The organism is Streptomyces sp. SID14478 (genome assembly GCF_010548525.1).
Classification (GTDB): Bacteria; Actinomycetota; Actinomycetes; order Streptomycetales; family Streptomycetaceae; genus Streptomyces.
The window spans coordinates 1-11,412 of the sequence record NZ_JAAGMG010000873.1 but is presented as its reverse complement, the minus strand read 5'-3'; the positions used below and the strand labels follow the sequence as shown (position 1 = coordinate 11,412).

Here is an 11,412-nt window from a genome sequence, read left to right as displayed (position 1 = left end):
CTCCCGCGCGGGCGGCGGCGTCGGCCGCGTTCTGGGCCAGCTCGACGACCAGCCGGTCGCGGTAGCCGCCGAGTGCGAGGTCCTCCTCGGCGTTCGCGTCCTCCCGGAAGCGTGCCGCGCTCCCGGTCCACGCGTCCAGCACCCCGCGCCGGAGTCCGGCGGTGCCGAACGGGTCCACGCCCTGCGGCGCCGGATGCGCGGCCTTGCTGACGCTCACGGTGTCTCCCTCTGGGCGGCTCTTGCGGTGGGCCCGCACGGTATCGCGGCTACCCGCCTGCCCCTCGGGGCACGTCGCCGTCCACCCGCCGGTGGGGGCTGGTCGCGCAGTTCCCCGCGCCCCTGAGATGCGCACTTCGTGCGCCGAAATGCGCATCTCCCGATGAAGGCGCGGCGAAGCCGCAAGCCTTCTAGGGGCGCGGGGAACTGCGGACCAGTCACGACGAAAGCCGCACCCGGAATGGCCCTACGAGTGGCCCAGATCGTCCGCGCCGCCGTCGGCGACCGCCCCGACCGACCCGGCATCCGCCTCCACGCGGAGCGGCATCGCGTCCACCAATGTCTCGTCGATCACCGGCGGAGCCGGACGCGGCGGCGTCGGCATGACCGCGGCCTCCGAGTGCCCCCCGCACCCGTACGCGAGCGAGACGACCCGCCCGTCGGCCGGCGAGAACTCATTGGCGCAGACCCCGAAGGCCTGGCCGAGCGATCCGCCGATCGGGGCGAGGAACCCGCACGAGACACAGGTGGCCGGCGCCGCCTGCGCCATCGGGGTCTTCGCGCCGAAGCCCTCGTCCCAGCGGTCGGCGGCGACGTGCAGGCCGTAGCGCGACAGGACCCGCGCCCGGCGCATGCCGAGCTCCTCGGCGACCGCCGCGATCGAACCGCGGGTCGGCACGATCGGCAGTTCCCCGACCGGGCCCTCGGTCACCTCGGCGTCCTCGGCCTCGACCAGCTCCGCCATCTCCTCGGACAACGGGGAGTTCGGCGGCGGTACGTCGTCGCCGGAGTAGCCGGGCTCCAGGCGCAGGTCGTCGGCCTCGGTGGGCAGCAGGTCGCCGGGGCCCAGGTCGCCGGGGCGCAGCCGCTCGCTCCAGGGCACCCATTCGGGGGCGAGGAGGGCGTCCGGGCCCGGCAGCAGCACCGTCTCGTCGAGGGTGACGTACTTGGCACGGGAGGCGCGGGCCACGGTCACGGCCCAGCGCCAGCCCCGGTAGCCGAACTCCTTGCACTCGAAGAGGTGCGTGACGACGCGGTCGCCCTCGACGACCGTCTCGACGTGCTCGCCGACCACTCCGGGCGCGGCAGCCTCCTCGGCCGCCGTACGGGCGAGGTCGACCGCCTCGGCGCACAGGCGGTCAGGGGTGCGGCTTCGCGTTGTCGCTGCGCTCACAGGTATCGCTTCTCTCCTACGCCGTCTCACGAGTGCGCCATCCTGTGTGCGGGGGCGCGGACGGAGCGGACCGGAGGGCCGCGTCGACGTCCGCACCCGACGTTCCGGGCGCACCTACGCCATCCATTCTGCGGGATGGCCGAGAGGCGCGCGGCCGATAACAACCGCCGCGGGCGCGCTACGCACGCTACCTCTTCCTGCGCCCTGCGCCCACACCGACGTACGAGCCGCACCTGACGCGAAAGCAGACCCGCGCCCCCATATCGGCACTAGTACGCCGTTCAGGGGGCACTATTGCTGGGTGGCTACCGCAAGGTCGTCGTCCGGTCCGTCGTCACGCGCGGCGGGTGCGACGGCGTACGGACACGGCGGTTCGGGCCCGGTGCGCGGGGCCGTCCGCAAGATCGGGCGCGCCCTGCACCTGCCGTTCACGGGCACCGCGCGGGGCATCCGGAAGGCGACACACGCGCACGGCGCGGGCGAGTCGGGCCTCGGAAAACTGATCGAACTGCACGCGGTGAACGGCGCGGGCGACGTCATGATCACCGTCGCGCTCGCCTCGACGGTGTTCTTCTCGGTGCCGACGGACGAGGCGCGCGGGCGCGTCGCCCTCTACCTGGCCATCACGATGGCCCCCTTCACGCTCCTCGCGCCCGTCATCGGCCCGCTCCTGGACCGGCTGCCGCACGGGCGGCGGGCCGCGATGGCCGGATCCATGCTGGCGCGGGCACTGCTCGCGATCGTCCTGTCGGGGGCGGTGGTGACCGGCGGCATCGAGCTGTACCCGGCCGCGCTCGGCGTGCTGGTCGCCTCCAAGGCGTACGGAGTGGTCCGTTCCGCGGTCGTGCCGCGGCTGCTGCCGCCCCGGTTCTCCCTGGTCAAGGCCAATTCGCGGGTCACGCTCGGCGGGCTGCTCGCGACCGGGGCCGCCGCGCCGGTCGGGGCCGGGCTGCAGATGCTCGGGCCGCGCTGGCCGCTGTACGGCGCCTTCGTGCTCTTCATGACCGGGATGTTCCTGTCGTTCACGCTGCCGCCCAAGGTCGACTCGGCCAAGGGCGAGAGCAGGGCGCTGCTGGTCGCCGACGAGGAGCATCTGCACGGCGCCGGCAGGAAGCAGCGCAAGCCCGGGCTGCGGACGGTCGGCACGTCCGTGACCCACGCCCTCGCCGCGAACGCCACGCTGCGCTGCCTGTCCGGGTTCCTGATCTTCTTCCTCGCGTTCCTGCTGCGCGAGCATCCGCTGACCGGGCAGAGCGCGGCCGTCTCCCTCGGCCTGGTGGGCGTCTCGGCCGGGGCGGGCAACGCGCTGGGCACGGCCGTGGGGGCCTGGCTGAAGGCGCGCGGGCCCGAGATCATCATCGTGACGGTGCTCGGGGTGGTCCTCGGCGCCGCGATCGTCTCGGCGATCTTCTTCGGGGCGTTCATGACGGCGTGCCTGGCGGCGTTCGCCGGGTTCGCGCAGGCCCTGGCGAAGCTGTCGCTGGACGCGACGATCCAGCGGGACGTGCCGGAGGCCGTGCGGACCTCCGCGTTCGCCCGCTCCGAGACGCTGTTGCAGATGGCCTGGGTCATCGGCGGCGCGATCGGGATCGCGCTGCCCCTGAACGGCGTGCTGGGCCTGTCGGTGGCGGCGGGGATCGTGGCGCTGGGCTGGCTGTCGACGGTGCGGGGGCTCCTTTCGGCGGCCCGGCACAGCGGACCCGCGCGGACGCGGGTGGCCTAGGGGCTGTCTTCGGGGGCGCCGCGGAAGAGCCGCGAGGGTGCGAACGCGCCGACGGACCACCCACCCCGAGACGGACCGGCGGCGCCAGATAGCCTTCGCCCATGACCTCCCAGCGTTTCGTAGTGCGCCACAGGCGCACCGTGGCCGCCGTCGGTGCCGTCGGCGCCGGACTGCTCGTCCTCTCCGCCTGCGACAAGCCGACCCCGCTGGCCACCGTCACGGTGGGCCGCAGCACGGTGAACTCCGAGGCCTCCTGCTACAACGACGGCAAGGCGCTCAAGCCGACGTCGCTGGAGGGCTGCCTCAAGGACAAGGACGCCAAGTCCATCAAGGTCGACCCCGACGAGACGGTCCGCTTCGGCGTCGACCCGGACATCGCGGACAAGGGCTGGACGCTCCTGATGAACGGTCAGCCGCTCACGGACTCCAGCAAGAAGACGTACCGCACGGTCCCGGGCAGCGTGTTCTTCAACCAGCAGTACGGCGCCACCGGCGGCTCGACCACCGTGACGATCCTGCAGGGCGGCAACTCCAAGGCGTACGGCCTGTGGTCGTTCAAGCTGAAGAAGGACTCCTGACGGATACCGGCACCGCCCCGCGCGGACGCGTACTGATCGCCACCGCCGTCCCGGTCGAACGGGACGCGGTGGCGCGCGGACTGCGTGCACCGCACCCGGCGATCGACGTCGTCGCCGTCGGCGTCGGTCCCGCGGCCGCGGCGGCCGGCACCGCCACCGCTCTCACCACGGCCGAACTGACCGGCCGCCCCTACACGCTGGTCGTCTCGGCCGGCATCGGCGGCGGCTTCACCGCCCCGCCGGGCGCGCTCCTGATCGCCGACGCGATCACCGCCGCGGACCTCGGCGCCGAGACCCCCGAGGGTTTCGTCCCGGTCACCGAACTCGGCTTCGGCACCGTCACCCACCGTCCGCCGGCGTCCCTCGTACGAGACCTCGCCGCGGCCACCCGCGCGGCCGTCGGCACCGTGCTCACGGTCTCCACCGTGACCGGCTCCGCCGACCGTGCCGCACTGCTCGCCCAGCGCCACCCCGGCGCCGTCGCCGAGGCGATGGAAGGCTTCGGTGTCGCCGAGGCCGCCGCCGCGCACGACGTGCCCGTGGCCGAGATACGCGCCGTCTCCAACGCCGTCGGGCCCCGCGACCGCGACGCCTGGCGCATCGGTGACGCGCTCGCCGCACTCACCGACGCGTTCGGGAAGTCTGCGCCCGTACTGGAGAGTTGGAAGAACACATGACGGAAACGACGGACACCACCCGCATCGCCTTCTCGCCCTGCCCGAACGACACCTTCGTCTTCGACGCCTGGGCCCACGGCCGCGTCCCCGGCGCCCCCGCGCTGGACGTGACCTTCGCCGACATCGACATCACGAACGGCGTCGCGGAGCGCCGCGACCCCTCGTTCGACGTCCTCAAGGTCTCCTACGCCGTCCTGCCGTACGTCCTCGACGACTACGCGCTGCTGCCGTGCGGCGGCGCGCTCGGACGCGGCTGCGGGCCGCTCGTCCTGACCCGCGAGCCGGGCGTCGACCTCTCCGACAAGCGCGTCGCGGTGCCCAGCGAGACCTCGACCGCTTACCTGCTGTTCCGGCTGTGGGCGGCCGACGTCGTGCCCGGCGGAGGGGTCGGCGAGATCGTCGTCCTGCCGTTCCACGAGATCATGCCCGCGGTGCGCGACGGGAAGATCGACGCCGGACTCGTCATCCACGAGGCCCGGTTCACGTACCAGAACTACGGCCTGCACAAGCTCGCCGACATGGGCGAGCACTGGGAGGCCACGACGGGCCTGCCGATCCCGCTCGGCGCGATCATCGCGCGCCGCGACCTGGGCACGCAGCGGCTTCGCGAGTACGCGGACGCCGTGCGCACCTCGGTCAGGATGGCGTGGGACGACCCCGAGGCGTCCCGCCCGTACGTCATGGAGCACGCCCAGGAGATGGACCCGTCCGTCGCCGACCAGCACATCGGCCTGTACGTCAACGAGTTCACGGCCGACCTCGGCGAGGACGGCTACGCGGCGATCCGCGGGCTGCTGACCCGGGCCGCCGCCGAGGGCCTGGTCCCGGCCCTGGCCCCGGACGCGCTCACCTTCCCGTAGCGGACGGCGGGCGCGCTCGCCGCACGCATGCCGGGGCCGCGGCCGTCAGACGTCCAACTGGTCCGCCACCGCGCGCAGCAGGCCGGCGATCTTCGCGCCGGCGGCCTTGTCGGGGTAGCGGCCGCGCTCCAGCATCGGCGTGATGTTCTCCAGAAGCGTCGTCAAGTCCTGGACGATGGAGGCCAGTTCGTCCGGCTTGCGACGCTGGGCGGCGGCTACGGACGGGGTCGGGTCGAGGATCGTGACGGAGAGCGCCTGGTCACCGCGCTGGCCGGCGACCACTCCGAACTCGACGCGCTGGCCGGGCTTGAGGGCGTCGACACCGTCGGGCAGTACGGAGGAGTGCACGAAGACGTCGCCGCCGTCGTCGCGGGAGAGGAAGCCGAAGCCCTTCTCGCTGTTGAACCACTTGACCTTGCCGGTAGGCACCTGGAGTCCTCGTCCTCGTCACGGAAAGAAAACACTCTGGAGAGCAGTACAGCGGGTCGTGGTCCGACCCGCCGCCACCAAGACTATGGGTCCCGGGGTCCCTGACAAGACGTCCGTGCTTGTCCCCCTGCGCTGGGAACTACCCTGGCTGGGTGCGCGACAAAACCCAAGCCAATTCCCGGGCGGCCGATACCGGACCCGGCGACGGCCTCGTGAAAGCGGGCGGCATCGTCTTCGTCGTGGGGGCGATCGCCACCCTCGTCACGGTGGCCCCGCTGTTCCTCCACACCGACACGTTCCCGCCCGTCGCCTACGCGGTGTGCATGCTGATGGGCGTCGGCTTCCTGCTGGCCGCGGCCGGCGTGCTGCGCGGCGTCGCGGCTCAGCGGCGGGCGGGACGCGCGGCGCGCTCCACGTAGCCCTCCAGCCAGGCCGGGAACTCGGTCAGGTCGCTCAGGATCACGTCCGCGCCGGCCCCGCGCAGCTCGTCCGCGTCGCACGGGCCGGTCGTGACGCCCACCGAGAACGCGTCGGCGGAGCGCGCCCCGCGCACGTCGCCGGTGTGGTCGCCGACGTAGACGCTCGCGCCGTACTCGCGCAGCGCCTCCGCCTTGCCCTCGGCCCACAGGTTGCCGACGACGGCGTCCGCGTCGATGCCGAGGTGCGCCAGGTGGAGCTTGGCGTTCGGCTCGTACTTGGCGGTGACGACCATCGTGCGGCCGCCCGCGGCGTGCACCGCGGCCATCGCCTCGTGGACGCCCGGCAGGGCCGGCGTCGGCTCGATCGCGTATGTGGGATACATCTCACGGAACAGGTCGACCATCGCCGGGATGCGCTCCGGCGGGCACCAGTTGGCGAGCTCGTCGACGAGCGGCGGGCCCAGGCGCGTGACGACCAGGTCCGCGTCGATGTACATGCCGGTCCGCTCGGACAGGGCCACCCAGGTCGCCCGGATACCGGGGCGGGAGTCGATCAGGGTCATGTCGAGGTCGAAGCCGACGGTGGGGCCGTCGGTGATTTCCGGGTCAGTGAGGGCAGCCATGAGGGCCATTGTGCCCCGGCATACGATGAGCTTCCCAGCCGTACTTAGCTAAGCCTTACCAGGCCCGTCTCCGGGGAGCCCCATGCCTGTCGGACGCCGCGGCGTCAGGATCCTCGCGATCGTGGCGGCCGCTGTGGCGCTGGCCCTCGCGGTCCTGCTGAGTCTCGCGGTGGGCGCGCGGGCGATCGCGCCATCCGCCGTGTTCGACGCCCTGCTGCACGGCGGGCACAGCGACGCCGCCGAGGTGGTCCGGGGACTGCGCCTGCCGCGCACCGTCGTCGGCCTGATGGTCGGCGCGGCCCTCGCGCTGGCCGGCACGGCACTGCAGGGCATCACCCGCAACCCCATCGCCGACCCGGGCATCCTCGGCATCAGCCAGGGCGCCTCGGTCGGCGTCGTCCTCGCCCTCGCCTACCTCGGGATCCACACGCTCACCGGGTACGTGTGGTTCGCGTTCGCCGGGGCCGGGGCCGCCTCCGTCGCCGTGTACGCGATCGCGTCCAGCGGGAGGGGCGGGGCGACGCCGGTGAAGCTCGCGCTCGGCGGCGCCGCGATCAACGCGCTCCTCGTCTCGGTCACCACCGCGGTCCTCACCACCAAGGCCTCCGCGCTCGACGAGTTCCGCTTCTGGCAGGTGGGCTCGCTCGCCGGGCGGGACAGCGAACTGATCGGCCAGATCTGGCCGTTCCTCGTCGTGGGCGCCGTCCTCGTGCTGTCCGTCGCCCGCGGGCTCGACGCGCTCGCGCTCGGCGAGGACGTGGCGAAGGGTCTCGGCCAGCGGGTGGCGACGGTCCGGATCGTGGGCGGGCTCGGCGCCACCGTCCTCACCGGGGTGGGCGTCGCGGCGGCAGGGCCGATCGCGTTCATCGGGCTCGCCGTGCCGCACATCGCCCGTGCCCTGGTCGGCTCCGACCACCGCTGGCTGCTGCCCATGGCAGCCCTGGTCGGCCCGGTGATGCTGCTGATCCCGGACACGATCGGCCGGGTCGTCTTCCCGCCGAGCGAGGTGCCCGCGGGCGTCATGACGGCACTGATCGGGGTCCCGTTCCTGGTGACCCTGGTCCGCAGAAAGGCGGTGCCCGCATGAGCACGCTCACCGGAGTGCGCCCGGCCGGTTACGCGGTCGTCCGCGCGGGCCGCGCCCGCTTCCTGCTGCACCGCAGGGCGACGGCGGTGGCGATCGCCCTGGTCGTCGTGCTCGCTGCGAGCTGTCTGGCGTACCTGTGCGTGGGCGAGACGTTCACCAGCCCCGCCGAGGTCCTCAAGGTCCTCACCGGGCAGCCCTCGCCGGACGAGCTCGTGGTCGGCACCCTGCGCGAGCCGCGGATGGTGGTCGGGCTGCTGGTCGGCGCCGCGTTCGGCGTCGCGGGCGCGCTCATCCAGACGGTCGCCCGCAACCCGCTCGCGAGCCCCGACATCATCGGCATCAGCCAGGGCGCCAGCGCGGTCACGGTGGCCGCGATGACCTTCGGTCTCACCTCGTACACGCTGCTGCCCTACGTCTCGGTGGCCGGCGGCGTCCTCGCGGCGGCCCTCGTCTACGTCTTCGCGTGGCGCGGCGGCCTGCACGCCACCCGGTTCGTGCTGATCGGCATCGGCTTCGCGATCGCCCTGCGCTCCCTCACCACCCTGTTCATGACCAAGGGCGACTACCTCGTCGCCCAGCAGGCGCAGATCTGGATGACCGGCTCGCTCAACGGGCGCGGCTGGACCGAGGCGCGGCCGCTGGCCTGGAGCCTGCTCCTGCTCGCCCCCTTCGTCGCCTGGGCGGCCCGCGCGCAGCGCACGGTCGCGATGGACGACGACACGGCGACGGCGCTCGGGGTGCGCCTCGGCCACGTACGCCTGGGGCTCGTGGCGCTCGGCGTCGTCCTGGCCTCGCTGGCCACGGGGGCGGCCGGCCCGGTGGACTTCGTGGCGCTGCTCGCCCCGCAGATCGCCCGCCGCCTCACCCGCACCGCACAGATCCCGCTGCTGTGCTCGGCGCTGCTCGGCGCGGTGATCGTGGTCGTCGCCGACCTGCTGGCCCGCCGGCTGTTCTCGCCCACGGAGCTGCCGGTCGGCGTGCTCACGGCCGCGGTCGGCGCCCCGTACCTGATCTGGCTGATCGTCCGCAGCCGTACCGTCCGCCCTTCCGGAGGCACCGCATGAGCCGGCTCTCGGCCCGCGATCTGACGCTCGCCTACGAGGACCGCACCGTCGTGCACGACCTCGAACTGGCCCTGCCCGACGGCGAGGTCACGGTGATCGTCGGCCCGAACGCCTGCGGCAAGTCGACGACGCTGCGGGCGCTCGGCCGGCTGCTCAAGCCGGCGGGCGGCTCGGTCCTCCTCGACGGCAAGTCCCTCGCGAGCGTCCCCACCAAGAAGATCGCCCAGCAGATCGGCCTGCTGCCGCAGAGCCCGGTCGCGCCCGAGGCGATCAGCGTCGCCGACCTGGTCTCGCGCGGCCGCCAGCCGCACCAGAGCTGGTGGCAGCAGTGGTCGGAGGCGGACGAGAAGGCAGTGACGGAGGCCATGGAGCGCACGGACGTCGCCGCCCTCGCGGAGCGCAACGTCGACGAGCTGTCCGGCGGCCAGCGCCAGCGCGTCTGGATCGCGATGGCCCTCGCCCAGGAGACGGACATCCTCCTGCTCGACGAACCGACCACGTTCCTGGACATCTCCCACCAAGTCGAAGTCCTCGATCTGGTACGCCAGTTGAACCACGACAAGGGCCGTACGATCGCCCTCGTCCTGCACGACCTCAACCAGGCCGCCCGTTACGCCGACCACCTGGTCGCCATGAAGGAGGGCCGCATCGTCGCCGAGGGCGCCCCGGCGAAGGTCGTCACGGCCGAGCTGGTGCGGGAGGTGTTCGGCCTGGAGTGCGTGGTCGTCCCCGATCCGGTGACGGGATCACCGCTGGTGGTTCCGGGCGCGCCCTGGAGCGGCGCCCCGTAAGGGGCGCGGGGAACTGCGCGAAGCAGGACCACGGTCCGCAGTCGGCAACGAACGCCAACCCGGCAGACGAGATCCCGAAAGGCAGCTCATGCACCGACACCGCACCACTGTCCTAGGAACGCTCACCCTCACCGCCGCCCTCTCCCTGTCGGCCTGCACCTCTGACGGCCCGGCGAAGGACAACCCCGGCAAAACCCCCGTCGGCGCCAGCCATACGGTCAAGACCGCCATGGGCGACGTAAAAGTCAAGAACGCCCCGAAACGCGTCGTCGTCCTCGACACCGCCGAACTCGACTCGGCGATCACCCTCGGCGTGAAGCCCGTCGGAGCCACCCGCGCCGGAGCCGAACAGGCCTTCCTCTCCTACCTGCCGAAGTCGCGGACCACGGGCATCACCGAGGTCGGCGAGATCGCGAACCCGAACCTGGAGAAGATCGCGGGCCTCAAGCCCGACCTGATCCTCAGCAGCAAGGTCCGCGACGGCGGGCGCTACCAGCAGCTCAGCGCCATCGCGCCCACGGTCCTCACCGAGTCGACCGGCTACCCCTGGAAGCAGAACTTCCTCGTCCACGCCGACGCCCTCGGCAGGAAGCCGCAGGCCGAGCAGGCCGTCAAGCAGTACGAGACCCATGTCGCCGCGGTCACCAAGGCGCTCGGCGGGAAGGCCCGGGCGGCCGCGACGGACGTGAACGTCGTCCGGTTCGTCGAGGGCGCCGACATCCGCATCTACGGCAAGCAGAACTACATCGGCACGATCCTCGCCGACGTCGGCGTCGGCCGGCCCGCGATCACCGACAAGGCCAAGGACGGCTTCTCCTACGACGTCAGCCCCGAGCAGATCGACAAGGCGGACGCCGACGCCATCTTCACGTCCACCTACGGCGATCCGGGCAAGGCGAAGGTCACGCAGACCACGACGAGCGGCCTGTGGCGGGGGCTGCGGGCGGTCCGCGACGACCGGGTCTTCCAGGTCGACGACGAGCTGTGGATCCAGGGCATCGGCTACACGGCGGCCGGCAGGATCCTCTCGGAGCTGCAGTCGGACCTCGGCGGCTGACCCCGCCGCCCGGCCCGGCTCCTCAGCCCCGGGTCCGCTGCGAACGCCACACCAGGTACAGCGCGGAGGCGACCGCGGCGCACCGCAGCACCCAGGGCCAGGTCTCGTCGAGCGCGCCGCTCATCCGGCCGTCCGCGATCGGCGCGCCCCACCGCCCCTCGGTACGCCCCCACAGCCAGACGCCGCCGCCGACCGCGACGAGCCCCGGCACCCCGAACACGGCCCACTTCTTCTGGCCCAGGGTCAGCCGCCGGGACAGATAGACGACGGCCCAGCCGATGAGCAGCACCAGGACGTTGCCGAGGACCGCGCCGACGACGAGGGCCGCGGCGGCGAGCAGCAGCAAGGGGTTCGTCCAGCCGCCGACGGGCACGGCCCGGGGCCGCAGGCGCCGCCTGCGCCGCGGCGCGTACTCCTCGTCCTCGGCGTCGTCCTCCTCGTACTCCTCGTACTCCTCCTCCGGTTCCGGCTCCGGCCGCTTGCGCAGGTCGGGGCGGGCGGGCCGCTTGAGGATGTCGGGGATCTCCACCCCGCCCGTGAACCCGGGCACGCTGTCCGTGTCGGCGAGCGAGCCGGTGCCGCCGGCCCCCAGGCGCCACCAGTCGGTCTCCCCCTCGGCCTCGCCGAGCTCGTCCGTGCCGGCCAGGTGCGGGGGCGAGGGCGCGTCGTCCGGCTCGGGCCTGTCCCGCTTCTCGCGCCGCTCGCGCTTCTCCC

The 11,412-nt window shown here is 72.9% G+C and carries 13 protein-coding genes and 1 pseudogene; 9 read left to right on the top strand and 5 right to left on the bottom strand.

Features of this window, described 5'->3' with window-relative positions; genetic code table 11:
- Together G3I40_RS28635 and G3I40_RS28630 are read right to left on the bottom strand one after the other, a co-directional pair.
- Positions 1-217 (bottom strand): hypothetical protein (locus G3I40_RS28635; RefSeq protein ID WP_164305348.1); only part of this gene is annotated, 217 nt, incomplete at its 3' end.
- Between the two features lie 246 nt (positions 218-463).
- A complete protein-coding gene (locus G3I40_RS28630) occupies positions 464-1,390 on the bottom strand; it encodes a DUF3027 domain-containing protein (RefSeq protein ID WP_164305346.1) in 927 nt (308 codons plus the stop codon).
- 382 nt (positions 1,391-1,772) lie between these two features.
- Between G3I40_RS28630 and G3I40_RS28625 the strand changes: the two genes are divergently transcribed.
- The 4 genes from G3I40_RS28625 (at position 1,773) to G3I40_RS28610 (ending at position 5,228) form a co-directional block, all read left to right on the top strand.
- Positions 1,773-3,113 (top strand): MFS transporter, encoded by a 1,341-nt coding sequence (locus tag G3I40_RS28625; RefSeq protein ID WP_164305350.1) that lies wholly within the window; start codon positions 1,773-1,775, stop codon positions 3,111-3,113.
- Positions 3,114-3,214: 101 nt separating this feature from the next.
- Positions 3,215-3,691, top strand: coding sequence for a DUF2771 domain-containing protein (locus G3I40_RS28620; protein WP_164305344.1), 477 nt, complete (start codon positions 3,215-3,217; stop codon positions 3,689-3,691).
- Entirely contained in the window at positions 3,661-4,368 is a 708-nt protein-coding gene (locus G3I40_RS28615; RefSeq protein ID WP_164305343.1) for a futalosine hydrolase, read from the top strand. The genes G3I40_RS28620 and G3I40_RS28615 overlap by 31 nt, the downstream gene beginning before the upstream one ends.
- Positions 4,365-5,228, top strand: a complete 864-nt coding sequence (locus G3I40_RS28610; protein WP_164305341.1) for a 1,4-dihydroxy-6-naphthoate synthase — start codon at positions 4,365-4,367, stop codon at positions 5,226-5,228. The genes G3I40_RS28615 and G3I40_RS28610 overlap by 4 nt, the downstream gene beginning before the upstream one ends.
- 45 nt (positions 5,229-5,273) lie before the next feature.
- On the opposite strand, the gene G3I40_RS47980 is transcribed toward G3I40_RS28610, so the two are convergent.
- Positions 5,274-5,657 carry a cold-shock protein gene (locus tag G3I40_RS47980; protein ID WP_164305339.1) on the bottom strand — a complete coding sequence of 128 codons (384 nt, stop codon included), beginning with the start codon at positions 5,655-5,657 and terminating at the stop codon, positions 5,274-5,276.
- Between the two features lie 152 nt (positions 5,658-5,809).
- On the opposite strand from G3I40_RS47980, the gene G3I40_RS28600 reads away from it, so the two are divergent.
- Positions 5,810-6,076: a hypothetical protein gene (locus G3I40_RS28600; protein ID WP_164305337.1), complete on the top strand. Its 267-nt coding sequence runs from the start codon at positions 5,810-5,812 to the stop codon at positions 6,074-6,076.
- Here G3I40_RS28600 and G3I40_RS28595 read toward each other — a convergent pair.
- The gene (locus G3I40_RS28595; RefSeq protein WP_164305335.1) at positions 6,040-6,708 is read right to left on the bottom strand and encodes an HAD family hydrolase; all 669 of its coding nucleotides are present in this window, start codon (positions 6,706-6,708) and stop codon (positions 6,040-6,042) included. The two genes, G3I40_RS28600 and G3I40_RS28595, sit on opposite strands and share 37 nt — an antisense overlap.
- 73 nt (positions 6,709-6,781) lie before the next feature.
- Between G3I40_RS28595 and G3I40_RS28590 the strand changes: the two genes are divergently transcribed.
- The 4 genes from G3I40_RS28590 (at position 6,782) to G3I40_RS28575 (ending at position 10,698) form a co-directional block, all read left to right on the top strand.
- Positions 6,782-7,786 (top strand): iron ABC transporter permease, encoded by a 1,005-nt coding sequence (locus tag G3I40_RS28590; protein WP_164305333.1) that lies wholly within the window; start codon positions 6,782-6,784, stop codon positions 7,784-7,786.
- Entirely contained in the window at positions 7,783-8,850 is a 1,068-nt protein-coding gene (locus tag G3I40_RS28585) for an iron chelate uptake ABC transporter family permease subunit (RefSeq protein WP_164305331.1), read from the top strand. The genes G3I40_RS28590 and G3I40_RS28585 overlap by 4 nt, the downstream gene beginning before the upstream one ends.
- Entirely contained in the window at positions 8,847-9,641 is a 795-nt protein-coding gene (locus G3I40_RS28580; protein WP_164305329.1) for an ABC transporter ATP-binding protein, read from the top strand. Before G3I40_RS28585 ends, G3I40_RS28580 begins: the two co-directional genes overlap by 4 nt.
- 88 nt (positions 9,642-9,729) lie before the next feature.
- The gene (locus tag G3I40_RS28575; protein ID WP_164305327.1) at positions 9,730-10,698 is read left to right on the top strand and encodes an iron-siderophore ABC transporter substrate-binding protein; all 969 of its coding nucleotides are present in this window, start codon (positions 9,730-9,732) and stop codon (positions 10,696-10,698) included.
- Positions 10,699-10,720: 22 nt separating this feature from the next.
- On the opposite strand, the pseudogene G3I40_RS28570 reads toward G3I40_RS28575, so the two are convergent.
- Positions 10,721-11,412: pseudogene (locus G3I40_RS28570) on the bottom strand (hypothetical protein); the annotation flags it as partial.

Bases quoted from the DNA above. Each gene is read 5' to 3' on its own strand.
- G3I40_RS28620 (WP_164305344.1), top strand. From the start codon at position 3,215: ATGACCTCCCAGCGTTTCGTAGTGCGCCACAGGCGCACCGTGGCCGCC.
- G3I40_RS28610 (WP_164305341.1), top strand. From the start codon at position 4,365: ATGACGGAAACGACGGACACCACCCGCATCGCCTTCTCGCCCTGCCCG.
- G3I40_RS28595 (WP_164305335.1), bottom strand. From the start codon at position 6,708: ATGGCCCTCATGGCTGCCCTCACTGACCCGGAAATCACCGACGGCCCC.
- G3I40_RS28590 (WP_164305333.1), top strand. From the start codon at position 6,782: ATGCCTGTCGGACGCCGCGGCGTCAGGATCCTCGCGATCGTGGCGGCC.
- G3I40_RS28585 (WP_164305331.1), top strand. From the start codon at position 7,783: ATGAGCACGCTCACCGGAGTGCGCCCGGCCGGTTACGCGGTCGTCCGC.
- G3I40_RS28580 (WP_164305329.1), top strand. From the start codon at position 8,847: ATGAGCCGGCTCTCGGCCCGCGATCTGACGCTCGCCTACGAGGACCGC.
- G3I40_RS28575 (WP_164305327.1), top strand. From the start codon at position 9,730: ATGCACCGACACCGCACCACTGTCCTAGGAACGCTCACCCTCACCGCC.